Annotated in this window: 21 protein-coding genes and 1 riboswitch; of the genes, 8 read left to right on the top strand and 13 right to left on the bottom strand. The window is 73.7% G+C overall.

Annotated features, from left to right (window positions below; genetic code table 11):
- Positions 1-83: 83 nt before the first annotated feature.
- Positions 84-213, bottom strand: a riboswitch (FMN riboswitch).
- 243 nt (positions 214-456) lie between these two features.
- Positions 457-2,778 carry a chitinase C-terminal domain-containing protein gene (locus OO47_RS20975; protein WP_030215056.1) on the top strand — a complete coding sequence of 774 codons (2,322 nt, stop codon included), beginning with the start codon at positions 457-459 and terminating at the stop codon, positions 2,776-2,778.
- Between the two features lie 165 nt (positions 2,779-2,943).
- On the opposite strand, the gene OO47_RS20970 is transcribed toward OO47_RS20975, so the two are convergent.
- Complete coding sequence (locus OO47_RS20970) at positions 2,944-4,068, bottom strand: ROK family transcriptional regulator (RefSeq protein ID WP_030215052.1); 1,125 nt, start codon at positions 4,066-4,068, stop codon at positions 2,944-2,946.
- A gap of 220 nt (positions 4,069-4,288) precedes the next feature.
- On the opposite strand from OO47_RS20970, the gene OO47_RS20965 reads away from it, so the two are divergent.
- From OO47_RS20965 to OO47_RS20955, 3 genes are all read left to right on the top strand, one after another.
- Positions 4,289-5,509: an MFS transporter gene (locus tag OO47_RS20965; protein WP_030215050.1), complete on the top strand. Its 1,221-nt coding sequence runs from the start codon at positions 4,289-4,291 to the stop codon at positions 5,507-5,509.
- Positions 5,510-5,631: 122 nt separating this feature from the next.
- The gene (locus OO47_RS20960; protein ID WP_030215047.1) at positions 5,632-7,026 is read left to right on the top strand and encodes a uracil-xanthine permease family protein; all 1,395 of its coding nucleotides are present in this window, start codon (positions 5,632-5,634) and stop codon (positions 7,024-7,026) included.
- Between the two features lie 73 nt (positions 7,027-7,099).
- Entirely contained in the window at positions 7,100-7,807 is a 708-nt protein-coding gene (locus tag OO47_RS20955; protein WP_030215045.1) for a DUF5995 family protein, read from the top strand.
- 57 nt (positions 7,808-7,864) lie between these two features.
- Here OO47_RS20955 and OO47_RS20950 read toward each other — a convergent pair whose 3' ends face one another.
- From OO47_RS20950 to OO47_RS20935, 4 genes are all read right to left on the bottom strand, one after another.
- On the bottom strand, positions 7,865-9,556 hold the full coding sequence (locus tag OO47_RS20950) for a flavin monoamine oxidase family protein (protein ID WP_030215042.1): 1,692 nt from the start codon (positions 9,554-9,556) through the stop codon (positions 7,865-7,867).
- A gap of 52 nt (positions 9,557-9,608) precedes the next feature.
- Positions 9,609-10,415, bottom strand: coding sequence for a carbon-nitrogen hydrolase family protein (locus OO47_RS20945; RefSeq protein WP_030215039.1), 807 nt, complete (start codon positions 10,413-10,415; stop codon positions 9,609-9,611).
- Between the two features lie 219 nt (positions 10,416-10,634).
- Positions 10,635-11,090 carry an Lrp/AsnC family transcriptional regulator gene (locus OO47_RS20940; protein WP_015032260.1) on the bottom strand — a complete coding sequence of 152 codons (456 nt, stop codon included), beginning with the start codon at positions 11,088-11,090 and terminating at the stop codon, positions 10,635-10,637.
- 10 nt (positions 11,091-11,100) lie between these two features.
- Entirely contained in the window at positions 11,101-12,576 is a 1,476-nt protein-coding gene (locus OO47_RS20935) for an amino acid permease (protein WP_030215036.1), read from the bottom strand.
- Positions 12,577-12,918: 342 nt separating this feature from the next.
- Between OO47_RS20935 and OO47_RS20930 the strand changes: the two genes are divergently transcribed.
- On the top strand, positions 12,919-13,929 hold the full coding sequence (locus OO47_RS20930; protein ID WP_030215033.1) for a GDSL-type esterase/lipase family protein: 1,011 nt from the start codon (positions 12,919-12,921) through the stop codon (positions 13,927-13,929).
- 79 nt (positions 13,930-14,008) lie between these two features.
- On the opposite strand, the gene OO47_RS20925 is transcribed toward OO47_RS20930, so the two are convergent.
- The 6 genes from OO47_RS20925 to OO47_RS20900 form a co-directional block, all read right to left on the bottom strand.
- Entirely contained in the window at positions 14,009-15,451 is a 1,443-nt protein-coding gene (locus OO47_RS20925; RefSeq protein ID WP_030215030.1) for a GuaB1 family IMP dehydrogenase-related protein, read from the bottom strand.
- Between the two features lie 129 nt (positions 15,452-15,580).
- Complete coding sequence (locus tag OO47_RS20920; RefSeq protein ID WP_030215027.1) at positions 15,581-15,889, bottom strand: barstar family protein; 309 nt, start codon at positions 15,887-15,889, stop codon at positions 15,581-15,583.
- Positions 15,879-16,316 (bottom strand): ribonuclease domain-containing protein, encoded by a 438-nt coding sequence (locus tag OO47_RS20915; protein ID WP_030215024.1) that lies wholly within the window; start codon positions 16,314-16,316, stop codon positions 15,879-15,881. Before OO47_RS20915 ends, OO47_RS20920 begins: the two co-directional genes overlap by 11 nt.
- Before the next feature lie 110 nt (positions 16,317-16,426).
- Positions 16,427-17,443, bottom strand: coding sequence for a sugar-binding transcriptional regulator (locus OO47_RS20910; RefSeq protein WP_033209824.1), 1,017 nt, complete (start codon positions 17,441-17,443; stop codon positions 16,427-16,429).
- 168 nt (positions 17,444-17,611) lie between these two features.
- Positions 17,612-18,295 (bottom strand): ribulose-phosphate 3-epimerase, encoded by a 684-nt coding sequence (gene rpe, locus OO47_RS20905; RefSeq protein WP_030215017.1) that lies wholly within the window; start codon positions 18,293-18,295, stop codon positions 17,612-17,614.
- Between the two features lie 151 nt (positions 18,296-18,446).
- Complete coding sequence (locus OO47_RS20900; protein WP_030215014.1) at positions 18,447-19,859, bottom strand: RsmB/NOP family class I SAM-dependent RNA methyltransferase; 1,413 nt, start codon at positions 19,857-19,859, stop codon at positions 18,447-18,449.
- Between the two features lie 236 nt (positions 19,860-20,095).
- On the opposite strand from OO47_RS20900, the gene OO47_RS20895 reads away from it, so the two are divergent.
- Together OO47_RS20895 and OO47_RS20890 are read left to right on the top strand one after the other, a co-directional pair.
- A complete protein-coding gene (locus OO47_RS20895) occupies positions 20,096-20,713 on the top strand; it encodes an HdeD family acid-resistance protein (protein ID WP_030215013.1) in 618 nt (205 codons plus the stop codon).
- Between the two features lie 3 nt (positions 20,714-20,716).
- Positions 20,717-21,187: an amphi-Trp domain-containing protein gene (locus tag OO47_RS20890; RefSeq protein ID WP_030215010.1), complete on the top strand. Its 471-nt coding sequence runs from the start codon at positions 20,717-20,719 to the stop codon at positions 21,185-21,187.
- Between the two features lie 117 nt (positions 21,188-21,304).
- Here OO47_RS20890 and fmt read toward each other — a convergent pair whose 3' ends face one another.
- Positions 21,305-22,237 carry a methionyl-tRNA formyltransferase gene (gene fmt, locus OO47_RS20885; protein WP_030215007.1) on the bottom strand — a complete coding sequence of 311 codons (933 nt, stop codon included), beginning with the start codon at positions 22,235-22,237 and terminating at the stop codon, positions 21,305-21,307.
- Positions 22,238-22,505: 268 nt separating this feature from the next.
- Here fmt and OO47_RS20880 point away from each other — a divergent pair, with 268 nt between their 5' ends.
- A complete protein-coding gene (locus tag OO47_RS20880; protein WP_030215004.1) occupies positions 22,506-23,024 on the top strand; it encodes a hypothetical protein in 519 nt (172 codons plus the stop codon).
- 243 nt (positions 23,025-23,267) lie between these two features.
- Here OO47_RS20880 and OO47_RS20875 read toward each other — a convergent pair whose 3' ends face one another.
- Positions 23,268-25,400 carry a primosomal protein N' gene (locus tag OO47_RS20875; protein WP_030215001.1) on the bottom strand — a complete coding sequence of 711 codons (2,133 nt, stop codon included), beginning with the start codon at positions 25,398-25,400 and terminating at the stop codon, positions 23,268-23,270.
- Positions 25,401-25,429: the final 29 nt, after the last annotated feature.

Below are 25,429 nucleotides of genomic sequence, written 5' to 3'. Positions count from 1 at the left end.
TGCGCCGAGGCCGAGGGCCCGGTCCGCCCGAGTACGGCGGACAGCGGACGTACGGCCGGCACGCCCCTGGAGGGGGTCGCCCGCCGCGCACTGCCTCCCATCCGGACTTTCACCGTCGGTCCAGGAATCTCACCTGGTCAACCGGCCGCTGGCTGCGGACGGGTCGCGGACTATACCGCCGGTTCGGAATTACACCGACCCCGGAGTGCGCTGCTGCTGATACAGGGCCAGTGTGCCACGCCCGTGCACGGCGGTGCGGCCCCGGACCTGTGGGCTGGCTCACAGGCTGCCACATTCCCCTTCTTTGGTCCAGACCTATTGACGCACTGGTCTAGTCCTCTTAATCTCCGTGTCACCTCCGAGGTAACGGCCCGCCGGTGTGCGCACTCCACGGGCCCAACACGACCCACCCCCTTGTTCGTTGTGTTTTCCCCACCTCCCCAGGAGGAACCGATCGTGTTGTCCCCCACGACGAAGAGAGCCTCGCTGCTCGCGTCCGGCGCGGCCGTCGCCGGACTGCTGCTCAGCTCGCTCTCCGGCGGCGTCTCGTACGCGGCCGACAACGAGTCCTGTCGCCCCGACGGCCTCTACAAGACGCCCGGCGTCGACGTCCCGTACTGCTCGGTCTACGACGCCGAGGGCCGCGAGAAGATGGGCGCGGACCACCAGCGCCGGGTCATCGGCTACTTCACCGGCTGGCGCACCGGCAAGAACGGCCAGGACGCCTACCTCGCCGACGACATCCCGTGGGACAAGATCACCCACATCAACTACGCCTTCGCGCACGTGGACGCGGCCAACAAGGTGTCCGTGGGCGCCGACGGCCCGAACAACGCGGCGACCGGCATGACCTGGCCCGGCGTCGCGGGCGCCGAGATGGACCCGGCCTTCCCGTACAAGGGCCACTTCAACCAGCTCAACAAGTTCAAGAAGCAGCACCCGGACGTCAAGACGCTCATCTCCGTGGGTGGTTGGGCCGAGACCGGCGGCTACTTCGACGAGAGCGGCAAGCGGGTCGGCTCCGGCGGCTTCTACACGATGGCCACCAACGCGGACGGCTCCGTGAACCAGGCGGGCATCAACACCTTCGCCGACTCCGCCGTGGACTTCGTCAAGAAGTACGGCTTCAACGGCGTCGACATCGACTACGAGTACCCGACGTCGATGAAGGACGCCGGCCACCCGGCCGACTTCCCGATCTCCAACGCCCGCCGCGCCGGCCTCAACAAGGGCTACGCGGCCCTGATGAAGACCCTGCGCGAGAAGCTGGACCGGGCCGGCGCCGCCGACGGCAAGCACTACCTGCTGACCGTCGCCGCCCCCTCCTCCGGCTACCTGCTGCGCGGCATGGAGACCTTCCAGGTCCAGAAGTACCTGGACTACGTCAACATCATGTCGTACGACCTGCACGGCGCCTGGAACGAGTACGTCGGCCCGAACGCCTCCCTGTTCGACGACGGCAAGGACGCCGAGCTGGCCGCGGCCAACGTCTACGGCAGCGCGCAGTACGGCGGCATCGGCTACCTGAACACCGACTGGGCGTACCACTACTTCCGCGGCTCCATGCCGGCCGGCCGCATCAACATCGGCCTGCCGTACTACACCCGCGGCCACAAGAACGTGCAGGGCGGCACGGACGGACTGTGGGGCAAGGCCGCCGCGTCCTCCTGCCCGGCGGGCTCCGGCCTGACCAAGTGCGGTGACGGCGCCGTCGGCATCGACAACCTCTGGCACGACAAGGACGACAACGGCGTCGAGTCCCCCGCGGGCTCGAACCCGATGTGGCACGCCAAGAACCTGGAGAAGGGGATCGTCGGCGACTACGTCACCCAGTACGGCTTCCCCGCCAACACCCAGCTGACCGGCACGTACGCCCGCAAGTACGACTCGACCCTGGTCGCGCCGTGGCTGTGGAACGCGCAGAAGAAGGTCTTCCTCTCCACCGAGGACGAGCAGTCGGTGGCCAAGAAGGCGGACTACGTGGTCGACCGCGGCATCGGCGGCACCATGGTCTGGGAGATGGCCGGCGACTACGCCTGGAACGCCGCCAAGGGCCAGTACGAGGCGGGCTCCACCCTCACCTCGCTGATGTACGACAAGTTCAAGGCGGCCGCCCCGTACGGCGCGAAGAAGTCCAACAAGGCGCTGCCCGCCGAGGCGGTCGACATCGCCGTGGACTTCACCGAGTTCAAGCTGGGCGACTCCAACTACCCGATCACGCCCAAGCTGAAGATCACCAACAACACCGCGACCACCCTTCCCGGCGGCACGGAGTTCCAGTTCGACTACTCCACCGCGGCCCCGGCCAACGCCTCCGACCAGTCGGGCTTCGGCACCAAGGTGATCAGCAGCGACCACACCGGCGGCAACGTCGGCGGCCTGAAGGGCGACTTCCACCGCGTCTCCCTGAAGCTCCCGGCCTGGCAGACGCTGGCCCCGGGCGCGACGGTCGACCTGTCGTTCAACTACTACCTGCCGGTGTCCACCCCCTCCAACTGGACGGTGAACATCAGCGGCAGGACGTACGCCCTCGCCGGTGACCTGGCGCGCGGCACGAAGGTCGTGGAGCCGGGCTCCGGCACCACGCCGACCACCCCGCCGACGACGGAGCCGCCCACCGGCTGCACCGCCCCGGCGTACGTGGCGGGCACGGTCTACAACGCGGGCAACGAGGTCTCCCACAAGGGCCGCAAGTGGAAGGCCCAGTGGTGGACCCAGAACCAGGAGCCGGGCACGACCGGCGAGTGGGGCGTCTGGAAGGACCTCGGCGCCTGCTGACCCCCACCTCCTGAAGGGTCCCTCGCCGAGGGACCCGTCGAAGGACCCCCGGCGGCGGAGACTCACGGCCCTTGCCGCCGCCGGGCACCCTCCGCGCCGCGCCCCCCTGTCCGGGGCGCGGCGCGGTGGCGTTCCCGGGGCCGTGCGCGACCCGCCGGAGCCCCCTTACGGGAAAAGGTCCTCCTGGGCCGCGTCCCGGGCCGTCAGGAGGGCGCCGCGCAGGACGGCCGCGTCGCCGAGGGCGGTGGCCCTGACCTCGGTGCGCAGCGGCGAGAGGGCGGCGAGCTCCGCCTCCACCCGGGCCGCCAGGGCCGCGCCGCCGCTGTGGCCGGTCTCGCCGCCCAGGACCACGCAGCCGGGGTCGAGGACCGAGACCACGGCCGCCGCGCCGACGGCGAGCCGGCGGGCGACGGCGTCTAGGAAGGGCTCGTGGCCCGAGGCGAGCGCGGTCGCCGGGTCCAGGCCGTGCTCGCGGGCCAGCGCCTCGACGGCGGCGGTGCAGGCCAGCTCGTGGAAGCCGCCGTCGCAGCCGGTGGCCGAGGGGAGCCCGCCCGTGCCGGGCACCGGCAGGAAGCCGATCTCGCCCGCGCCGCCCGAGGCCCCCCGGCGCAGCCGCCCGTCGAGGACGACGGCGGCGCCCACGCCCTGGCCGAGCCAGAGCAGGACGAAGTCCTCGCGGTCGCGGGCCGCGCCCTCGCGCAGCTCCGCGAGGGCGGCGAGGTTGGTCTCGTTCTCGACGAGCACGCGCGCGGGGAGCCGGTCCTGCAGGACGGCGACGAGCCGCCGGTGCCAGGCGGGCAGCCCCGTGGAGTCGCGGAGCTCGCCGGTGACCGGCTCGATGAGGCCGGGGGCGCCGATCGCGACGCTGTGCGGCGCGTCGACGCCGGCCTCCTTCACCGTGCGCTCCAGGAGGGAGACGGCCTTCTCCACGGCCGGTCCGGTGCCGCCGTCGTCCCCGACGGGCGCGGAGGCCTCGGCGAGCGTGGCGCCGAGCAGGTCGGCGACGGCGACGGAGACCGAGCGGGTGCGCACGTCGAGGGCGGCGAGGTGGGCGCGGCCGGCCACGATCCCGTACAGCCTGGCGTTGGGACCCCGGCGCTCGGCCCCGGCCTCGCCGACGACGTGGACGAGCCCGGAGCCCCGGAGCCGCTCGACGAGGTCGGCGACGGTCGGGCGGGAGAGTCCGGTGAGCGTCTTGAGCTGAGCGGCCGTCAACGGGCCCTCGTCCTGGAGCAGTCGCAGGGCGAGCCGGTCGTTGATGGCCCGTGCGGTGCTCGGGGATGCGGCCATGCGGCGATCCTCTCAGACGTTCCGGGAGCGGAGGTCCTCCCTGCGGACTATTTATCAGGCAGGGTTCCTGATAGTTTACGCGACACGTCGTGACGGCGGCGCACCACGGCGACAGCACGCCATGACGGCAGCACGTCACGAAGGTGGTGCGTCACGAGGGCGGCACGTCACGACGGCGGCGCACCACGACATCCGCACGATCACGACCCCGGGAGGGCCCATGGCGGCGGAGACCGTCACCACCGAACGCCTGCGGCGGGCGCGCTTCGCCGTCGCCGCCGTCTTCTGCGTCCACGGCGCGGTGACCGGCAGCTTCGCCACCCGCATCCCCTGGATCCAGGAGCACGCGGGCGTCAGCGCCGGGCAGCTCGGGCTCGCGCTCGCCTTCCCCGCGCTCGGCGCCTCGCTCGCCATGCCCCTCGCCGGGGCGGTCTCCCACCGCTTCGGCGCCCGCACCGCGCTGCGCGGCCTGCTCGTCCTGTGGACGCTCTCCCTGATCCTGCCCTCGCTCGCCCCGAACGTCTGGGGGCTGTGCGGCGCGCTCTTCGTGTACGGAGCGACCGCCGGCATGTCCGACGTCGCGATGAACGCGCTGGGCGTCGAGACCGAGACCCGGCTCGGCCGCTCCATCATGTCGAGCCTGCACGGCATGTGGAGCGTGGGCGCCCTGATCGGCTCCGCCGCCGGCACGGTCGCCGCCCACCTCGGCGCCGACGCCCGGATCCACCACCTGGTCGCGGCCCTCGTCCTCACCGCGCTCGGCCTGCTCTTCTGCCAGGGCGTCCTCGACGTGCGCAGCGCACCCGAGGAGGAGGCGCCGCCGCGCTTCTCGCTGCCGCCGAAGTCCGCGCTGGTCATCGGCGCCATCGGCTTCTGCGGGGTGTTCGCGGAGGGCGCCAGCCTCGACTGGTCGGCCGTCTACCTCCGCGACGAGCTGGGCACCTCGGCCGGGCTCGCGGCCGCCTCGACGACCGCCTTCGCCCTGACGATGGCCGTGGCACGGCTGGTCGGCGACCGGGTGGTGGACCGCTTCGGCGCGGTCCGCACGGTACGGGTCGGGGGCGCCGTCGCCACCCTCGGCGGGCTCATGGTGGTCCTCGCCCCGCACGCCGCCGTCGCCCTGGCCGGATTCGGACTCATCGGGCTCGGGGTCGCGGTCGTCGTCCCGCTGGCCTTCGCGGCGGCCGGGCGCAGCGGCCCGAACCCCAGCCAGGCCATCGCGGGCGTCGCCACCATCACGTACACCTCGGGGCTCATCGCCCCCTCCGCGATCGGCGGCATCGCCGACGCGACCTCGCTCGTCTTCTCCTTCGGCCTGGTCACACTGCTCGCGTTCGGTCTGGTGCTGGGCGCGGGCGTGCTCCGGAACGCCGACCGGAAGGCTCCGGAGGCGGCTCCGGCGGGCGGCGTCCCCGCGCAGAGCGGCGGCCCGGCCGCGTAGCGGCGGTCACCGGCCGGGGCGCCGTCCTCCCGGGCGTCCCCGGCCGGTGACCGCGCATACCATGTGGCTGATCTTTTGCGGTCATGACGCGACCGCCGGAACCGGAGAACGGGAGCGACCTCATGAACCTCGGCGTGCGCTGGACCCTGCACGGGGACGGGAGAACACCCGCTCCGGGGGCCGTCGTCCGCCCGGACGAGCGGCTCTCCTGGCCCCGGACCGTCGGACTCGGCGCCCAGCACGTGGTGGCGATGTTCGGGGCGTCCTTCGTGGCTCCGGTGCTCATGGGCCTGGACCCGAACCTCGCGATCATGATGTCCGGCGTCGCGACCGCGATCTTCCTCCTGGCGACCCGGGGCACGGTCCCGTCCTATCTGGGCTGCTCGCTCTCCTTCGTCGGCGTCGCCGCCGCCATCCGGGCCTCCGGCGGCACCAGCGCCACCGTGACCGGCGCGGTCCTGGTGGTCGGCGCCGTGCTCTTCCTGGCGGGCCTCGCGGTGCGGAGGTTCGGCGCGCGGATCATCCACGCGGCGATGCCCCCGGTCGTGACCGGCGCCGTCGTCATGCTGATCGGCTTCAACCTGGCCCCGGTCACCGCGGCCACGTACTGGCCGCAGGACCAGTGGACGGCGCTCCTGGTGATGCTGTTCACCGGCCTGGCCGTGGTCTGTCTGCGCGGCTTCTGGTCCCGGATCGCGATCTTCCTCGGCCTGGTCTTCGGCTACGCCCTGTCCTGGATCCTCGACCTGATCTTCGGCAGGATCCACTCCGTGTCGCCGTCCGGGCAGGTCACCGACCACTGGCGGCTCGACCTCTCCGGCGTCTCGCAGGCCGACTGGATCGGCCTGCCCTCCTTCCACGGCCCCAGCTTCGAGTGGTCCGCGATCCTGGTCGCGCTGCCCGTGGTCATCGCCCTGATCGCCGAGAACGCCGGGCACGTCAAGGCCGTCGGCGAGATGACCGGGAACGACCTCGACGACAAGCTCGGCACCGCGATCGCCGCCGACGGCGCCGCCTCGATGCTGTCGACCGCCGTGGGCGGCCCGCCGAACACCACGTACTCCGAGAACATCGGCGTCATGGCCGCCACCCGCGTCTACTCGACCGCCGCCTACTGGGCCGCGGCCGGCTTCGCGCTGCTCTTCGGCCTCTGCCCGAAGTTCGGCGCGGTCGTCGCCGCCATCCCCGGCGGCGTCCTCGGCGGCATCACCGTCATCCTGTACGGCATGATCGGCCTGCTCGGCGCCCAGATCTGGATCAACGCCAAGGTGGACCTGCGCAACCCGCTCAACCTGGTCCCGGCCGCCGCCGGCATCATCATCGGCGTCGGCGGCGTGAAGCTGACCTTCACCGACACCTTCGAGCTGGGCGGCATCGCCCTCGGCACGATCGTCGTCATCACCGGCTACCACGTGCTGCGGGCCTTCGCCCCGGCCCACCTCAAGGAGCAGGAACCGCTCCTGGACTCCGGCACCAGCTCGTACGAGAGCGGCGCGGACGGCGGGGCGAAGGGCTGAGGGATTCGCCCGTTCCGGGGAAGCCGGGCCCGGAAGGCTCCCCCGCGGGCCCGGCTGCTGAGAGCCTGCCCCCATGACGCAGACCCAGCAGCTCGGGCAGCAACTCGGACCCTTCGTCGCCGTCGATCCCGTGGTGGACCGGATGCGGGCGCTCCGCTCGGCCTGGCACCCGGCCGACGGGGTCGCCGTCTTCAACCGGGTCTACCTGACCGTCACCGAGGAGATCGGCCACGCCATCGAGGCGGGCACCTTCGAGGACCGGCGGGCCGCCGCCACGCTCGACGTGCGGTTCGCCGAGCGGTACCTCGCGGCGGTCGACTCCCTCGCCGGCGGGGGCCCGGCACCCGCCTGCTGGCGGCCCCTCTTCCGCTACCGGCGCCATCCCGGCGTACGGCCGCTCCAGTTCGCCCTCGCCGGGATCAACGCGCACATCGGCCACGACCTGGCGCTCGCCGTCGTGGACGCCTGCCGGGACCTGGAGTGCGCGCCCGCCGACCTGGAGGACGAGTTCGACCGGGTCGGGGACGTCCTCGTCCTCCTGGAGGAGCGCATCCGGGAGGAGCTGATGCCGGGCCCGGACCTCCTGGAGCTCGCGGACCCGCTCACCCATCTGCTCGGCTGCTGGTCCCTGGACCGGGCCAGGGACGGGGCCTGGCTGGCGGCGCGCTCGCTCTGGCAGCTGCGCGGCCTGCCCGAGCTGGCCGGGGAGTTCACCGAGCGTCTCGACCGGTCGGTGGGCCTGGTGGGGCGGATGCTGCTCACGCCCCTGACCAGGCCGTGAACCTCCCCGACCGGGCCCCGGACCGTACGGCTCCGGCCCGGCCCCGAGCCGTACGGCTCAGTCCTCCGGCAGCTCGACCGGGGCGATCTCGTCGTAGACGTCGCCCGGGCCCGGGTTGGTGGCGTCGGTGGAACCGCCCAGGTGGTGCATCACGCCCCAGACCGCGTTGAGCGCCGTCTGCACCGCGCCCTCGGCCCAGCCGGCCGTCCAGGAGATGTCGTCGCCGGCGAGGAAGATGCCCCGCTTGTCCTCCGGCAGCCGGTCCTGCATGAAGTGCGTGAACAGGCGCCGCTGGTAGCGGTAGTGGCCCGGCAGGTTCGCCTTGAAGGCGCCCATGAAGTAGGGCTCGTTCTCCCAGGAGACCGTCACCGGGTTGCCGATGATGTGCTTCCGGATGTCGACCTTCGGGTAGATCTCGCCGAGCGACTTCAGCATGACCTCCATCCGCTCGTTCGCGGACAGCGGCAGCCACTTCAGGCTGTCGTCGCACCAGGTGTACGAGAGGCAGATCGTGGCCGGCTTGCCCGGACCGTCGTCCAGGAGGTACGTGCCGCGGGTCATCCGGTCGGTCAGCGTCATCGACATGACGTCCCGCCCGGTGTCCTCGTCCTTGTCCAGCCAGAACGGCCGGTCCACCGGCACGAACAGCTTGGACGACTCCATGTAGTGGGTGCGCTCGATCGCCGTCCAGTGGTCGATCGGGAAGAGCGAGTCGTCGCAGGCGATCTTGGACAGCAGCATCCAGGACTGCGCGGTGAAGACCGCCGCCCGGTACGTGCGGATGTCGCCGGAGGCGTCGGTGACCGTGATCCGGTTGCCGGCGGTCCGGTTCAGCCGGGTCACGGCCGGCTTCGGGTCGCCGCCGTGCAGGGAGCTGAGGGAGGTGCCCTGCGCCCAGTGCACGATCTTCTCCGGCTCGCGCTCCCACAGGCGCAGCGGGAGCTGCTGCGAGCCGCCGACGATGCCGCGGTGGTGGTCGTCGGCCTCGGTGTAGACGACGCGGAGGATCTCCAGGATGGAGTTGGGGAAGTCGGTGTCCCAGCCGCCGGTGCCGAAGCCGACCTGGCCGAAGATCTCGCGGTGCCGGAAGGACTTGAAGGCCTCGGACTCGCAGAGGAAGCCGTAGAAGGTCTGGTTGTCGAGCTTCTCGACCAGCTGCGCCCAGATCTCGCGGATGCGCGGGACGTCCCGCTCGCGCATCGCGGTGTTCATGTCGGAGAAGTCGGCGCCCTCTTCGAGGCACTTGCCCCAGGCGGCGGCGACGTCGCGGTAGACCTGCGGCAGGTCGTCGATGGTCTCGGCGTAGTGCGACTCGCCCTTGAGGTCCACCACGGTCGAGGGGGTGGCCGGGGAGAGCGGGTTCGGGAAGGGCGTGGTCTCCAGGCCGACCAGGTCGATGTAGTGCTGGAGCGCGGTCGAGGAGGGCGGGAAGCGCATGGCGCCCATCTCGGCGGTCAGCGAGTCGTCGCAGCCCTCGAAGCCGACCGTCCGCAGCCGGCCGCCGATCTGGTCGGCCTCGTAGACGACGGGCTTGAGGCCCATCTTCATCAGCTCGTACGCGGCGATGATCCCGGACAGGCCGCCGCCGATGACCGCGATCTCGGTGCCGTGCTCGGTCGCCGGTATCTGGCCGAGCCCGGCCGGGTGGGCCAGGAAGTCGTCGTAGGCGTACGGGAAGTCCGGACCGAACATGGTGATCGGCGGCTGCGCGTCGGTGTGCTGGACGGCGTTGGGCACCGTGGACGTCATGGGGTACGGACTCCTTGCGCGGAAAAGAAGGGTGGGGCGGGAGGACGGGGGCTCAGACCAGGGGGCCGTAGAGGTCCGGGCGCCGGTCGCGGAGGTAGGGGTTCAGCTCGCGGGAGGCCGCCAGGAGGGCGGGGTCGACGTCGCCGACGACCAGGTCCTCGCCGCGTCCGGCGCGGGCCCGGGCGGTGCCGTCGGGGGCGGCGAGCGCGGAGAGGCCGACGAACTCGAAGTCGCCCTCGGGGCCGGTCCGGTTGGCGTACGCGATGTAGAGCTGGTTCTCGAAGGCGCGCACGGGGACGACGGACTCGGCGACGACCTCGGCCGGGTGCATGAGCGCGGTCGGCACGAGGAGGAGGTCCGTGCCGGCCAGGGCCTGCGCCCGTACGTTCTCCGGGAACTCGACGTCGTAGCAGATCATCAGGCCGACGGTGAGGCCGCCGAGCTCGGCCTGGACGACGTTCTCCCCGCCGGGCGTGAACCACTGGTTCTCGAAGGCGCCGTAGAGGTGGGTCTTGCGGTAGTTCGCGAGCGGGACGCCGTCGGCGCCGATCAGCCGCACCGAGTTGTGGAGGACGCCGTGCTCCTCGGTGTTGCGCTCCGGGTAGCCGTAGGCGACGGCCAGGCCGTGGCGGACGGCGACGGCCGCGGCGGCGCGGGCGGAGGGGCCGTCGGCCGGTTCGGCCAGGCGGGCCATGTCGGCGCCGATGGCGTAGCCGGTGAGGAACAGCTCGGGGGCGAGCAGCAGGCCCGCCCCGGCGGCGGCGGCGCGGGCGGCGGCCTCGTCGAGGATCTTCAGGTTGGCGGCCACGTCACCGAGCTCGCCGGAGCTCTGGAGCAGGGCGGTGCGCAGCGCGGGCATGGCGATCCTCGGGGGGTCCGGAGTACAGGGGGAAGACGTCAAAAACGGTACGGTTCCGGACTCGGCCGGGACAAGGCGCGACCGTTGCGGACCGACCGTCGAACCGTTGCGCGATCGTCGGCCCGAGCGGCGATTCGTTGCGCACGGCTCCTGCCGGGCCGTACGGCCGCGCCGTCGGAACGGACGGGTCCTGTGCGGCGGGCTCCGCGCGAACGGGTCCTACGCGGGCGAGCCCGAGGAGAAGCGCCGCAGCAGCGGCGAGAGCACCAGGACGGACTTGGTGCGCTCCACGAAGGGCTCGCCCGCGATCCGCTCCAGGACGCGCTCGAAGTGGCGCATGTCCGAGGCGAAGACCTGGACGACGGCGTCCGCGTCACCGGTGACGGTCGACGCGGACACCACCTCGGGGTACCGCTCCAGACCCCGCCGGATGTCGTCCGGCGAGGTGTTGTGGCGGCAGTAGATCTCGACGAACCCCTCGGTCTCCCAGCCGAGCGCCGCCGGGTCCACCCGTACGGTGAAGCCGGTGATGGCGCCCTCGGCCCGGAGCCGGTCCACGCGCCGCTTCACGGCGGGCGCGGAGAGGCCGACGAGCGAGCCGATGTCGGCGTACGAGCGGCGGGCGTCCTCCGCGAGGGCGTGGACGATGCGTTCGTCGAGGTCGTTGAGTCGCACTACGGGTGGATCACTTCTCTGCTGTGGGCGCTGCGGTGGCCAGGCGGGAGCGGCGCATGCCGTACAGGAAGTAGAACACGAGCCCGGCGGCCATCCAGCAACCGAAGACGGCCCAGGTGATCGCGTCCAGGTTGTACATGAGGTACGCACAGGCCGCGAAGCCGAGGATCGGGAAGGTCCAGCCGAGCGACACGCGGAAGGTGCGGTCCATCGTCGGGCGGGTCTTGCGGAGCACGATCACCGCGACGTTGACCAGACCGAAGGCGAACAGGGTGCCGATGCTGGTGGCGTCGACGAGCTTGCCCAGCGGGACGACGGAGGCGAGGGCGCCGCAGAACAGCGACACGATGACGGTGTTGACGCGGGGGGTGCCGGTCTTGGCGTTGACCTTGCCGAAGACCTTGGGAACGAGGCCGTCGCGGGACATCGCGAAGAGCACCCGGGTCTGGCCGTAGAGCACGGTGAGCACGACGCTGGCGATCGAGATGACGGCGCCGGCGGCGAGCAGGGTGCCCCAGAACTTCTGGCCGCTGACGTCGTTCATGATCGCGGCGAGCGTGGCCTCGGAGCCGTCGAAGTCCTTCCAGTTCCACGCGCCGACGGCGACGGCCGCGACCAGGACGTAGAGGACGGTGACGATGAGCAGCGAGAGCATGATCGCGCGGGGGAGGTCGCGCTTCGGGTTCTTCGCCTCCTCACCGGCGGTGGAGGCGGCGTCGAAGCCGATGTACGAGAAGAAGAGGGTGGCCCCGGCGGCGCCGACGCCGGCCATGCCGAGCGGCATGAAGTCGGCGTAGTTGCCGGACTTGAAGCCCATGAAGCCGATGGCGCAGAAGAGCACGAGCGCGGCGATCTTCACGAAGACCATGATCGTGTTGACGACGGCGGACTCGCGGGCGCCGCCGAGCAGGAAGACCATCGCGAGCAGGACGACGACCAGACCCGGGAGGTTGATGAAGCCGCCCTCGCCGGGGGCCGAGGAGACCGCGGCGGGGAGGGTGACGCCGATCGTGCCGTCGAGCAGCTCGTTGAGGTACTCGCCCCAGCCGACGGCCACGGCGGCGACCGAGACGCCGTACTCCAGGACCAGGCACCAGCCGCAGACCCAGGCGACGAGTTCGCCCATCGTTGCGTACGCGTACGAGTACGAGGAGCCCGCGACCGGTATGGAGCCGGCCAGCTCGGCGTACGAGAGGGCGGAGAACAGAGCCGCGAGGCCGGCGACGACAAAGGCCAGGGTGACCGCGGGGCCGGCCTCCGGGACGGCGTCGCCGAGGACGACGAAGATGCCCGTGCCGAGCGTGGCGCCGATGCTGATCATGGTCAGCTGCCACATCGAGAGGGAGCGGCGGAGGCTGCCGCCCTCGCCCTGCCCACCCTCCGCGACCAGGAGTTCCACCGGCTTGCGGCGGGTGAGGGCGCCGAGGGCGGAGGGCTTGGGGGCGGTCGTGTCGTCGACCGGTGGGGCTGCGCCGTGGTCCAGCACTGCGGAGGCTCCTTATCGCTGCCTGTGGGGGCGGAGCGGGGACCGCGGCGGTGTGCGGGCATGCCGAAGCAGACCCGCGGGGGGACGGAACCGCCGAGCAGGCGGTCGCCGCCACTCCTGGTACGAGGCATGAGCCTAAGGGTCGGGGTTCGCACTCGTAATGCAGGGTTGTTGCGCAATGGCAGATGATCATTGCGCACTTGCGGCACGAACGGGGGAAACATTGCGCTCCCCCGCATGAATCAGTACATCGGGGGCATGCAGCGATCCACGCACCCGCGTGATCCACGTGCCGGACGACCCGTTCAGCGAGGCCCGGCAGCCCGACGATCGGAGGCCTCGGTGGACTGGCTCGACCCGGAACCGTTCCTGCGCGGTACGGCCTGGCTGGACGGGAAGCGGCCCGTGCGGGCCGACCCGGACGACCTGGCGCGGCTGCCGTGGGACGTGGCGGCGCGGGCCGAACTGCCCATCGGGGTGCGGATCGAGTTCACGGCCGCGCCCGGCACGCGCGCGGTGGAGCTGCGCTACCGGGCGGCCGTGCCGGACCCGGACGACCCGCTGCGGGACCTGCGCCACTGCTTCGCGCTGTGGAGCGGGGCGCGGTTCGTCGGGGAGACCTGTGTCGCCCCGGCGGCCGAGGCCGTCGTGAAGCTCCCGCTGCCCCCGGGCGGCGGCGTCTTCAGCGTGTACCTGCCGGAGGGCCAGGCGCCCGTGCCGCTCGCCCTGCGGGCCGTCGGCGGCGCCCTCTCTCCCGCCCCAACCCGGCCCCGCTGGCTCGTCCACGGCGACTCCATCACGGAGGGCTGGTGGTCGACCCGCCCGGCCCGCTCCTGGCCGGCCACGGCGGGCCGCATGCTCGGCCTCGACCCGGTCAACCTGGGGTACGCGGGCGCGGCGCGCGGCGAGCTGCCCCTCGCCGAGCAGTTGGCGCGGCTCCCGGGCGAGCTGATCACCCTCGCCTTCGGCACCAACTGCTGGTCCCGGGTGCCCGCCACGGCCGACTGGCTGTACGAGACGGTGCGGGCCTTCGTCGGGCTCGTCCGCAAGGGCCATCCCGAGACCCCGCTGCTGATCGTCTCGCCCGTCCTGCGCCCGGAGGCCGAACACACCCGCAACGCCCTCGGGGCGACCCTCACGGAGCTGCGCCGGGCCATGGAGCGGGCGGGCCGGGACCTGGCGGCGGAGGGCGACGGGCACCTCCTCGTCCTCTCCGGCGGCCCGCTGCTCGGCCCGGAGCACCTGGCGGACGGCCTGCACCCGAACGACCGGGGGCACGCCCGGATCGCGGCGGCGGTGGCGGAGGCCCTGAGCGGGGTCCCGGGCGTCCCGGTGGCCCCTTCCCCGACGTGAGCGCGCGTGCGGACACGAGAAGGCCGCGGGCCCCGGGAGAGCGCTCCCGGGGCCCGCGGCCTTCGTGCGTGCGGAGGAGTCAGCTCCAGCTGGCGTGCAGCGGCTTGCCCTCGGCGTAGCCGGCGGCGGACTGGATGCCGACCACGGCCTTCTCCTCGAACTCGGCGAGCGAGCCGGCACCGGCGTAGGTGCAGGAGGAGCGGACGCCCGCGATGATCGAGTCGATCAGGTCCTCGACGCCCGGACGCTGCGGGTCGAGGAACATGCGGGAGGTGGAGATGCCCTCCTCGAACAGCGCCTTGCGGGCACGGTCGTAGGCGGACTCGTCGGAGGTGCGGTTCTTGACGGCGCGGGCCGAGGCCATGCCGAAGGACTCCTTGTAGGAGCGCCCCTGGGCGTCCTGGTGGAGGTCGCCCGGCGACTCGTACGTGCCGGCGAACCAGGAGCCGATCATCACGTTGGAGGCGCCCGCGGCGAGCGCCATGGCGACGTCGCGCGGGTGCCGGACGCCGCCGTCGGCCCAGACGTGCTTGCCGTACTTCTTCGCCTCGGCGGCGCACTCCAGGACGGCCGAGAACTGCGGGCGGCCGACGCCGGTCATCATGCGGGTGGTGCACATGGCGCCGGGACCGACGCCGACCTTGATGATGTCCGCGCCCGCCTCGATCAGGTCCTTGACGCCCTCGGCGGCGACGATGTTGCCCGCGACGATCGGGACCTGCGGGTCGAGCGCCCGGACGGTCCGGACGGCGGAGATCATCGACTCCTGGTGGCCGTGCGCGGTGTCGATGACGAGCGTGTCGACGCCCGCGTCGAGGAGCAGCTTGGCCTTGCCCGCCACGTCGCCGTTGATGCCGACGGCGGCGGCGACGCGCAGCCGGCCGTTCGCGTCGACGGCCGGGCTGTAGAGGGTCGCGCGCAGGGCGCCCTTGCGGGTCAGGATGCCGACCAGCCTGCCCTCCGCGTCGACGGCGGGGGCGTAGCGGCGGTTGGCGGCGTCGAGGGTGTTGAAGGCCTCGCGCGGGTCGATGTCCGCGTCCAGGAGGAGCAGGTCCTTGGACATGACCTCGGAGAGCTGGGTGAAGCGGTCCACGCCGGAGAGGTCGGCGTCGGTGACGACGCCCACCGGGCGCCGGTCCTCGTCGACGACGACGCCGGCGTCGTGGGCGCGCTTGGGCAGCAGGGCGAGCGCGTCGGCGACGGTCTGGTGCGGCTCCAGGACGATCGGGGTGTCGAGGACGTGGTGGCGGCTCTTCACCCACGAGATCACGTCGGTGACGACCTCGATCGGGATGTCCTGCGGGATGACGACCAGGCCGCCGCGGCGGGCGACGGTCTCGGCCATCCGGCGGCCGGCGATGGCGGTCATGTTGGCCACGACGAGCGGGATCGTGGTCCCGGTGCCGTCGGGCGAGGAGAGGTCCACGGCCTGGCGGGAGCCGACGGCCGAGCGGCTCGGCACCATGAACACATCGTCGTACGTCAGGTCGTAGGGCGGCTTGACGTCATTGAGGAAACGCACGTGCTGACATCCCAGTCGTTCGGATCGGCCCCTAGGCATTTCAGCCAGGGGAAAAAGCACGTAGTTCATTGTCCCACGGGTGTACGCATACCAGCCCCGGGCCGATCCTCCGAGCCTTGCGGCAGGAGGTTAGGAGGATCCTCCGAATCCCCCGCCCAGGGAGAGGAGGACGGAGAGGCGGGTGGGGTTCTCGTCGGCGGCCGTGGCGAAGACCTCCCGGGCGGTCCGCCACTCGCGCGGCCGGGCCTCGGCGTACCCCTGCCAGCCGGTGACGACGAGGGCGACCGGCCGGGGCAGGTCGGTGAGGCAGTCGGCGAGGGCGTCCCAGTTGCGGCCGAACCAGTCGGGCAGTCCGAGCGCGTCGGCGCACCGGTCCATGAGGGCGGCCTTGTCCTCGACGCCGGTCAGGTCGAGGACGACGGGGTCGTCAAGCCTCATCCGTGACCACCTCCCGGAAGGTCTCGTAGTGGTCGTCGGTGTAGTACGTCTCGCCGCTGCGCCCGGTGACGATGCGGCGCGCGCCCCGGTCGCGTTCGCCGGGGGTCCGCACGGTGTACTCGCGGTAGTACCCGCGCTCCCGCCGGGGCAGGACCTTCTCGAAGTTGGAGAAGACGGTGCCGTCCTCGGCGTACGGGTAGGGGCCGCCGCGCGCGATGAGGCCGAGCGTCCTGCGCGCCTCGGGCGGCAGGTCGGCGGTCCGCACGGTGGGCAGGCCGGAGGCGCCGGTGGGCGTGGCCGCGACGGTCGTACGGGTCGGGGCGGCGGTTCCCGTGCCCCCGCCGCCCGGGGAGCACCCTGCCAGGGAGCCGCCCAGGAGGACGGCGAGGACGAGCGCGAGGAGCACGCGCGGGGGCCGGAGCAGCATGCCCCGAACATAGCGTCGCGGGGCGGCTCCGGCCCCGGGGGCACGCGCGGCTCCCCTCCGTGGCGTCGTACGCGCCGCCGAAGGCCCCGGCCTCCGGCGGCACGCGCGGTTCAGCTGCCGTCGGGGTCCGTCCGGTCGAGCGCCGGGTGGGTGCCCGGCCTGGACTCGGTGAGCAGGTAGTCCGCCGCGGCCCGGTCGGTCACCAGGCTGGTGACGAGCCCGGAGCGGAGCACCGCGCCGATCGCCGCCGCCTTGCGCTGGCCGCCGGCGATGGCGACGACCTCGGGGATGCGGCGCAGCCGGTCCGCCTCGACGGTGATGCAGCGCTCGCCCAGGTCGCGGCCGACCCGGCGCCCCTCGGCGTCGAAGAGGTGCGCGGACATCTCGGCGGCGACGCCGAGGGAAGCGTAGTGGGCGCGCTCCTCGTCGGAGAGCATGTCGTGGACGGTGGAGATGCCCGGCTCCCAGGAGCCGATGGAGACGCAGGCGACGGTCACCTTGTCGAAGTACTCGAAGGCGCGCGCGATGCCGGTCTGGCTGCGCAGGGCGGCGGCCGTCGCCGGGTCGGGCAGCAGCATGGGGGCGTAGATGGGGTGGGCCTCGCCGCCGGAGACCTGGGCGGCCCGGCGGACGGCCTCGACGGAGCCGCGCTCGGCGGTCCCCGCGTCGTACACGCCGGTGAGCTGGACGACCGTGCAGGGCGGCAGCCGGTCGAGCGCGGCCGCCATGTGGATGGTGGAGCGGCCCCAGGCCAGGCCGAGGACGTCACCCTCGGTGACCAGCTCGCCGAGCAGGTCGGCGGCGACCTCGCCGAGGTTCTCCGGGTCGGGCGACTCGTCCTCGCCCTCCGCCGGGGACTCGACGACGACGGCGTGGCGGAGCCCGTAGCGGGCGCGGAGCGCGTCGGAGCGCTCGGCGTCCAGCTCGGCCGGTACGCGGATCTCGATCCGTACGAGGTCGCGCTCCAGGGCGGTCTCCAGGACCCGGGCCACCTTGAAGCGGCTCACGCCGAACTCCTCGGCGATCTGGATCTTGGACTTGCCCTCCAGGTAGAAGCGGCGGGCCATGGCCGCCGCCTGCACCAGCTCCGCGGGGCCCATCCGCAGGGCTGACCGTCCCGCCGACATTCCCGCCACCGCGATCTCCTCACTGCCGTTCACGTACCGCTTGCTCACGCCACGCTGTCCACGTGGCGAGGTCGTTCACACTCCGGCTCGTCGTTCATCCTGTCAGAAACGACGGGCCTTGATCAGTTCTGTCGGCGACCCGACGGGCCGCGTTCATCCGCCGGAGGCTCAGTGGCCACACGCCCACGCGGCGGAGGCCGTCGCGGTCTCGGCGCGGGCCCGCAGCGAGGCGACGGCGGCGGCCGGGTCGGCCGCTCCGTACACCGCCGAGCCCGCGACGAAGACGTCGGCGCCGGCCTCGGCGCACCGCTCGATCGTGGACTCCGCGACCCCGCCGTCCACCTGGAGCCACAGCTCCAGACCGTGCTTGGAGATCAGCTCGCGGGTGCGGCGGATCTTGGGCAGCATGATGTCGAGGAAGGCCTGGCCGCCGAAGCCGGGCTCGACGGTCATGATCAGGAGCATGTCGAGCTCGGGGAGCAGGTCCTCGTACGGCTCGATGGGCGTGGCCGGCTTGAGCGCCATCGAGGCGCGGGCGCCCTTGGCCCGGATCTCCCGCGCGAGCCGCACGGGGGCGGCGGCCGCCTCGACGTGGAAGGTCACCGAACCGGCGCCGGCCTCCACGTACTGCGGGGCCCAGCGGTCGGGGTCCTCGATCATCAGGTGGCAGTCGAGCGGGGTGTCCGTCGCGCGGGCGAGGGACTCCACGACCGGAACGCCCAGCGTCAGGTTGGGGACGAAGTGGTTGTCCATCACGTCGACGTGCAGCCAGTCGGCTCCCTCGACCGCCTTCGCCTCCTCGGCGAGCCGGGCGAAGTCCGCGGACAGGATGCTGGGATTGATCTGCGCCATGCGCCAAGCCTCCCACGTTCTTGGGCACTTCTTTGCCGCTGGGCGGTTTCGATTCAGGTCCGGACCAGGTTCGGTACGAAACGACGAGCCCGGGACCCGGACGGACCGGGATATTGCGGTCAGATGATCGAAGGGCAGGGCGGTCCGGAGGTCAGGCGGTCCGGCGCAGCAGTGCCAGGTACATGGCGTCCGTACCGTGCAGATGCGGCCACAGCTGGACGTCCGGCCCCTCGCCGAGGGCGGGGACGCCGGGCAGCAGCGGGCGGGCGTCGATCAGCTCGGCGCCGCCGGTCCTCTTCAGGACGTCGTCGACGACGACCCGGGTCTCGGCCAGGTGCGGCGAGCAGGTCGCGTACCCGACGACGCCGCCGACGCGCACCGCGCGCAGCGCCTCGGTGAGCAGTCCGCGCTGGAGCGGGGCGAAGCCGTCCAGGTCCTCGGGGCGGCGGCGCCAGCGGGCCTCGGGGCGGCGGCGCAGGGCGCCGAGACCCGAGCAGGGCACGTCCACCAAGACCCGGTCGAAGGAGCCGGGACGCCACGGCGGGCGGGTGCCGTCGGCGGCGATCACCTGGTACGGGCCGGGGTTGCCGGCGAGGGCGCGCTCGACCAGGCGGGCGCGGTGCGGCTGCTTCTCGGAGGCGAGGAGCGCGGCGCCCCGCTCGGAGGCGAGGGCGGCGAGGAGCGCGGCCTTGCCGCCGGGGCCCGCGCAGCCGTCGAGCCAGCGGGCGTCGGGGCCTTCGAGGGGGGCGTTCGCGAGGGCGAGGGCGACCAGCTGGCTGCCCTCGTCCTGGACGCCGGCCCGGCCCTCCTTGACGGCCTCGATGGCGCCGGGCTCGCCGCCCTCCGCCATCCGCAGGGCGTACGGGGACCAGCGGCCCGGCAGGGTCTCGGTGGCCGCGGCGAGCTCTTCCGTGGTGGAGCGGCCGGGGCGGGCGACGAGGGTGACCTCGGGGCGTTCGTTGTCCGCCTCCAGAAGGTCCTCGATCCCGGCCCGGCCGCCGCCGAGCGAGTCCCAGAGGGCCGAGACGACCCAGCGGGGGTGGGAGTGGACGACGGCGAGGTGGTCCTCGGGGTCCTCGTCGTAGGGCGGGGCGACCAGCTCCACCCAGGCGTCGAGGTCGTGCCGGGAGATCTTCCGCAGCACGGCGTTCACGAACTTGGCCCGCCCGTCGCCGAGCACCACCCGCGCCAGTTCGACGCTGGCGGAGACGGCGGCGTGGGTGGGGATGCGGGTGCCGAGCAGCTGGTGCGCGCCGAGCGCGAGCACGTCGAGCACGGGCGGGTCGACCTCGCGCAGCGGGCGGTCGACGCAGGCGGCGATGATCGCGTCGTACGTGCCCTGGCGGCGCAGCGTCCCGTACACCAGCTCGGTCGCGAGGGCCGCGTCCCGTCCGTCGAAGTCCCCGGCCTCGCGGGCCTTCCTCAGGAGCGGCGGGAGCACCAGGTTCGCGTAGGCGTCCCGCTCGTCGACCGCCCGCAGCGCCTCGAAGGCGAGCATCCGGACCGGGTCCTTCTTGGGCTTCCGGTAGGGCTTGGGGGGACGGCGCCGTGCCTGCTCGCTCAAAAGGTGCTCCGCGTGACGAAATGACGAGGTCGAACGCTCCCAGCGTAGTCCTTCGCGGCGGCGGGCCCGGAGACGGTCCTTCCCGGAGCTTCCCGGCGGCGGGCCCGGGGCGGCGCGGTCCCGCGTCCGCTTCCGTACCCGCTTCCGCGCGCGACAGCCCGCGTACCGCACGGTACGGTCAAAATGCGCTTATACGACAGAAGCTCGCATACACCCCCCTTCCGGGAGGAGGAGACATGGCCTCTCCGTTCGGCACCGACCCGGCGCCGGCCGGCCCGGCGGACCGGCTGGCACGGCTGGGCGCCTCCTGGGCCTGGTTCCTCGGCGCGGCGGTCGTGACGCTGGTGCCCGGCGTCATGGCCCTGGTCTGGCCGGACGCGACCCTCCACGTCCTGGGCGTGCTGATCGGCCTCTACCTGCTCGCGACGGGGGCCTTCCGCTTCGTCATGGTCTTCGGCCGCCGGGACGCGGGCGAGCGGCTTCCCGGGCTGCTCGTGGCCGTCCTGTTCGTCCTGGGCGGGGTGCTGTGCCTGCGCCATCCGTTCCAGACGGTCGCCGCGCTCTCCCTCGTCGTGGGCGCCGTCTGGCTGGTCTCCGGGATCGTCGCGCTGTACGGCGCCGTCGCCGCCGAGCACCTGCCGCGCCGGGGCACGGTCGTCGCGCTCGCCGTCCTCGGCATCGCCGCCGGCATCGTGGTGCTGGCCCTTCCCGCCGAGTCGGCCCGCGCCCTGACCCGGCTGCTCGGCCTCTGGCTCGTCCTCCTCGGGCTGGCCGAGACCGCGCTCGCCCTGGCCTGGCGCTCGGCGCTGCGCGGGGCGGGCGCCTCCCCCTCCCCGCACCCGAAGTGGAAGTGAGCCATGAAGGACCTGAAGTTCGAACAGAAGCGTTCCGTCTCGCGCCTCGAAGCCGCGGAGCAGCTGATGGCGCTCGCGACCGCCCTGAAGGAGGGCGGGGACGTCGAGTGGGACATCGGCCACGGCAGGCTCGGCCTGCACGTCCCGGACGAACTCCGGACGGAGATCGAGGTCGAAACGGGGGAGGGCGAGGTGGAGCTGGAGATCGAGCTGAAGTGGCCGGTCGCGGGGGCCCGCCCGGAACGCGGGAAGTCCAGGAGGTCCGCGGAGCCCGAGAGGACCGCAGAGCCCGAGGAGACCGCGGAGGCCGAGGAGGCCACGGAGACGCGGAGGCCCGCGAAGACTCCGGCCGGGAGGAAAGAGAGGGCCGGGCAGCGCAAGGCCGCCCCGCCCGAACCCAAGCCCAAGCGCTCCGGGACCGGGACCGGCACCCGCAGGAGCGCACCCGCGAAGCGTTCCGCCCCGTCCTCCTGATCCCGATCCGGGGCCGATCCCGGTCCCAGGGCCGATCCCGGTCCGGGGCCGATCCCGGTCCGGGGCCGATCCCGGTCCGGGGCCGATCCCGGTCCGGGGCCGATCCCGGCCCCAGGGCTACGCGCCCAGGCGCTCCCCCGGGGCGATCCGCACCCCGCGGGCCCAGTCGGCGGCCTTCATCGGCTTCTTGCCCTGGGGCTGGACCCAGAGGAGTTCGACGGCGTACGAGCCGGTGCCCGCGTACACGTTGTTCTTGCCGACCGACAGCTCGCCCGGCGCCAGGTCGGTGCGGTCCGGGAGGGGCACGGCCTGGATCAGCTTGAGGCGCTCGCCCCGGAAGACGGTCCAGGCGCCGGGGGCCGGGGTGCAGCCGCGCACCACGCGGTCCACCCGCAGCGCGGGGGCGGCGAAGTCGACGTGGGCGTCCTCGACCTGGATCTTCGGGGCGAGGGTGACGCCCTCGACGGGCTGCGGGACGGCCTGGAGCGTGCCGTCCTCGATGCCGTCCATGGTCGCGGCGAGCAGCCCGGCGCCGGCGAAGGCGAGCCGGGTCAGCAGGTCGCCGCTGGTGTCGGTCGGGCGCACGTCCTCGGTGACCACGCCGTAGACCGGCCCCGAGTCCAGGCCCTCCTCGATCAGGAAGGTCGAGGCGCCGGTCACCTGGTCGCCCGCCATCAGCGCGTGCTGCACGGGGGCCGCGCCGCGCCACGCGGGCAGCAGCGAGAAGTGCAGGTTCACCCAGCCGCGGGCCGGGACGTCGAGGGCGACCTTGGGCAGCAGCGCGCCGTACGCGACGACCGGGCAGCAGTCCGGCGCGATCTCCCGCAGCCGGGCGAGGAAGTCCTCGTCGCGGGGCCTGGCCGGCTTCAGGACCTCGATCCCCGCCTCCTCCGCCCGCTGGGCCACCGGGCTCGCGACGAGCCGCCGGCCGCGCCCCGCCGGGGCGTCGGGCCGGGTGACCACCGCGGCCACCTCGTGCCGCTCGGAGGCGATCAGGGCGTCCAGGGCGGGAACGGCGACCTCGGGGGTGCCTGCGAAGACGAGCTTCATGGGTGGCGACTGCCTGTCTCTCCGGGGGCGTTGCGGGCAGCGCACCAGTCTAGGGGGTGTTCCGCCGCCCACGCGGGGCCCGCGGGGCCGGGGCCGGAGAGGGGCGGAGGGGGCGTACGCGGGGGCGGGCGCCCCGCGCATATGCGTGTACGCCCCCGCAGCGTGACCCAACTCCCGGTGGCGCGTTGGTCAAGAGAGATTGACCTCATCGGGTCGCGCCGCTCCTCTCGCGACCCGCCCCTCCATCGCCGGTTCGAGAGGCTTTCACATGGCCGACCACGCAACCCACGACGCCCAAGCCCGGGCGAGTCTGCACCTGCTCGTGCGGGACATCGAGCGGGTCCGGCGGCAGGTGGACGCGCTGCGCACGCTCACGGCCCAGTTGGGCAATGTCTACCGCCCTCGCCGCTCCGGCCCGTCGACGGGCTTCGTCGTCTACGGGCGCGCGCCCGCCCCGACCGTACGACTCGCCCAGGAGCTGCGGGACAGCGTCGAGACCCTGGTGACCGCGGCCGTCGACTTCGACCGCTCGCTCGGTTTCTCGTGGGACGCGGTGGGGTCCGCGCTCGGGGTCACCAAGCAGGCCGTCCACCGCCGCTACGGCGCCCGCCGGGCGTCCCGGCAGAGCGCCGTCGCGGAGCAGGAGCACGGGATGGAGCCGGGCGGGATCCGCCCCGTCCCGTCGGTCCCCGCCGCCCGCTCGATGCCGCCGCAGCCGTCCACGGGCGGCTCCGCCCTCCGCGAGGACCCCCGCCCGCCGGCCTTCCCCGCACCCCGCAACGTCTGAGCGGCACCCGCCGCACGAGACGCCACGGCCGCCCGCCCCTCGTGGGACGGGCGGCCGTCTCGCGCCCGTACGGGGAGAGGCGGGGCCGTCCCGCGTCCGTGCGGAAGGACCCGGGCTGCCGTCCCGCGTCCCTGCGGGAGAACCGGGACGGCCGTCTCTCGTCCGTACGGGAGGGCCCGAACGGCCGTCCCGCATCCGTACCGGAGGAACCGCGTCCTCCGCACCTCGCGGGGCGGCCCCGCCTCAGCCGATGTCCGGCGGGTCCACGCGGATGCGTACCGGGTCACCGCCGCCGCGTGCCGTGCGGGCCGCCCGGGCCTGCTTGAGGGCGGCCGCCAGGGCCGCGCCGCTGCCCGGCGGGACCCGGACCAGGGCCCGGTCCCACTGCTCGCCCGGCGGCGGGTCGCCGGGCCGGCGGGTACCGCCGGGGCGCACCACGGGCAGCGGCACGGGGCCGAGGACCTCGGCGTCGGGGGGCAGCGCGACCGCCGCCAGGAAGCCCTCGACGGCCTCCGGCGGGCCGCTCACCGCGGCCATCCGGGAGACCGGCGGGAAGCCCAGCTCGGCGCGCTCGGCCAGCTCGCGCCGGGCGTGCCCGACCGGGTCCCAGCGGACGAGCGCCTGCACCGGCCGCAGCGTCGGCTCGGCCACCACGACGACCGTGCCGCCCTCGGCCTGCCCCCGCACCAGGGAGGCCGCGTCGATCCAGCGGCGCAGCGCCTCCTCGCCCGCGCGCAGGTCGGGGCGGCCGAGCATGGCCCAGCCGTCGAGGAGCAGCGCGGCCGCGTAGCCGCCCTCGGCGACGGGCTCGGCGCCGGGCGTGGAGACGACGAGCGCGGGCCGCCCGGGCACGCTGTCCAGGACGTGGTCACGGCCCGAGGTGCGGACCGGCACGGCCGGGAAGGCCCGGCCGAGCTCCTCGGCGGTCCGCCGGGCGCCGACCACCTGGGCGCGCAGCCGGGTCGAGCCGCACTCGACGCAGTGCCAGTCGGGGGCGTCGCGCCCGCACCAGCCGCAGCGCAGCTCCCGCTGCTCGGGGGCCTCCAGGGGCCCGGCGCAGTGCCGGCAGCGGGCGGGCGTCCGGCAGCGCTCGCAGGCCAGCCTGGGCACGTATCCCCGGCGGGGCACCTGGACGAGCACCGGACCGGTCTTCAGGCCCTCCCGCACGGTCTGCCAGGCGAGCGAGGGGAGCCGGGCGGCGCGCGCCGCCTCGTCCCGGGCAAGTTCGCCGTCGCCGACGGTACGGACCAGGGGGGCGGCGGCGCGGACCTGCTCGCGTCCGGCGGTCAGCGCCCGGGCCCAGCCGGACTCGACGAGCTGGGCGGCCTCGACGGTGCAGCTCGTGCCGCCCAGGAGGAAGGCGCACCGGTCGTGGGCGGCGCGCAGCAGCAGCACCTCGCGCGCGTGGGGCTGCGGGGCGTGCGGTTCGCTGTGGCTGCCGTCGCCGTCGTCCCAGACGACCACGAGCCCGAGGTCCCGTACGGGGGCGAACATCGCCGCCCGGGTGCCGACGACGGCCCGCACCGCACCGCGCCGCACGGCGAGCCAGCGCGCGTACCGCTTCTCGGGGCCCGCCTCGGCGGTGAGCAGCACGTGCCGCCCCTCCCCCAGGACGCCGGTCAGAGCCGCGTCGACCCGGTCGGCGGCCCGCCCGTCGGGGACGACGACGAGGGCGCCGCGCCCGGAGGCGAGGGTCGCGGCGACGGCGCGGGCGATCTCCTCGGCCCAGTACGGCCCCGGCAGCGCGTTCCACACGGCCCGGGGCGCCCCGCCGCCCGCGAGGGAGTCCAGGAAGGCGGGCCCCTGCTCGTACCGCGTCCAGCTGCCCGGCTCCGGGGCGTCCGGCGGCGGCAGCGGCTCCGGGGAGGGGCGGCGCTCGGCGGCGGCGCTGCGCGGCGGCACGGCGAGCTGGAGCACGTCGGCGAGGCTGCCCGCGTACCGGTCGGCGACGGCCCGGGCGAGGCCGAGCAGCTCGGGTCCGAGGACCGGTTCCGGGGAGACGACGTCGGCGAGGGCGGCGAGCGGTCCGGAGTAGTCGGACTCGGCCCGGCGCTCGACCAGGAAGCCGTCGATGAGCCGGCCGCCCTCCCGGCGCCCGTTCTTGACCTGGTGCGCCCCGGCCCCGAACCGCACCCGCACCCGCACCCCGGGCCGGGCGGCCCCGTCCAGCTCCTCGGGGACCGCGTAGTCGAAGAACTGGTCGAGGTGGAGCACGCCCTTGTTGACGACGACCCGGGCGACGGGCAGCTCCTTGGCGAGGGCGGCCCCCCGCCAGGTCCGCGGCTTGGCCTTCGGCACCTTCGCCTTCCGCACGGTCTCCCGAATGAGCGCGAGCTGCTCGGGTTCCTCGGAGGGCTTCTCGTTCTCGCTGCTCACGGCCCCATACCTACCAGACGCCACCGACA

The sequence above is a fragment of the Streptomyces bikiniensis genome (assembly GCF_000716625.1).
Taxonomy (GTDB): domain Bacteria; phylum Actinomycetota; class Actinomycetes; order Streptomycetales; family Streptomycetaceae; genus Streptomyces; species Streptomyces bikiniensis.
The sequence above is the reverse complement of the archived record's forward strand: the minus strand, read 5'-3'. Positions and strand labels throughout refer to the sequence as shown.

Excerpts from the sequence above, each read along its gene's own strand:
- OO47_RS20915 (WP_030215024.1), bottom strand. The coding sequence starts at position 16,316 with ATGCTGCTCCGGCCCCCGCGCGTGCTCCTCGCGCTCGTCCTCGCCGTC.
- OO47_RS20960 (WP_030215047.1), top strand. The coding sequence starts at position 5,632 with ATGAACCTCGGCGTGCGCTGGACCCTGCACGGGGACGGGAGAACACCC.
- OO47_RS20920 (WP_030215027.1), bottom strand. The coding sequence starts at position 15,889 with ATGAGGCTTGACGACCCCGTCGTCCTCGACCTGACCGGCGTCGAGGAC.
- OO47_RS20895 (WP_030215013.1), top strand. The coding sequence starts at position 20,096 with ATGGCCTCTCCGTTCGGCACCGACCCGGCGCCGGCCGGCCCGGCGGAC.
- fmt (WP_030215007.1), bottom strand. The coding sequence starts at position 22,237 with ATGAAGCTCGTCTTCGCAGGCACCCCCGAGGTCGCCGTTCCCGCCCTG.
- rpe (WP_030215017.1), bottom strand. The coding sequence starts at position 18,295 with ATGGCGCAGATCAATCCCAGCATCCTGTCCGCGGACTTCGCCCGGCTC.
- OO47_RS20945 (WP_030215039.1), bottom strand. The coding sequence starts at position 10,415 with ATGCCCGCGCTGCGCACCGCCCTGCTCCAGAGCTCCGGCGAGCTCGGT.
- OO47_RS20890 (WP_030215010.1), top strand. The coding sequence starts at position 20,717 with ATGAAGGACCTGAAGTTCGAACAGAAGCGTTCCGTCTCGCGCCTCGAA.
- OO47_RS20910 (WP_033209824.1), bottom strand. The coding sequence starts at position 17,443 with ATGTCGGCGGGACGGTCAGCCCTGCGGATGGGCCCCGCGGAGCTGGTG.
- OO47_RS20880 (WP_030215004.1), top strand. The coding sequence starts at position 22,506 with ATGGCCGACCACGCAACCCACGACGCCCAAGCCCGGGCGAGTCTGCAC.
- OO47_RS20955 (WP_030215045.1), top strand. The coding sequence starts at position 7,100 with ATGACGCAGACCCAGCAGCTCGGGCAGCAACTCGGACCCTTCGTCGCC.
- OO47_RS20970 (WP_030215052.1), bottom strand. The coding sequence starts at position 4,068 with ATGGCCGCATCCCCGAGCACCGCACGGGCCATCAACGACCGGCTCGCC.
- OO47_RS20950 (WP_030215042.1), bottom strand. The coding sequence starts at position 9,556 with ATGACGTCCACGGTGCCCAACGCCGTCCAGCACACCGACGCGCAGCCG.
- OO47_RS20965 (WP_030215050.1), top strand. The coding sequence starts at position 4,289 with ATGGCGGCGGAGACCGTCACCACCGAACGCCTGCGGCGGGCGCGCTTC.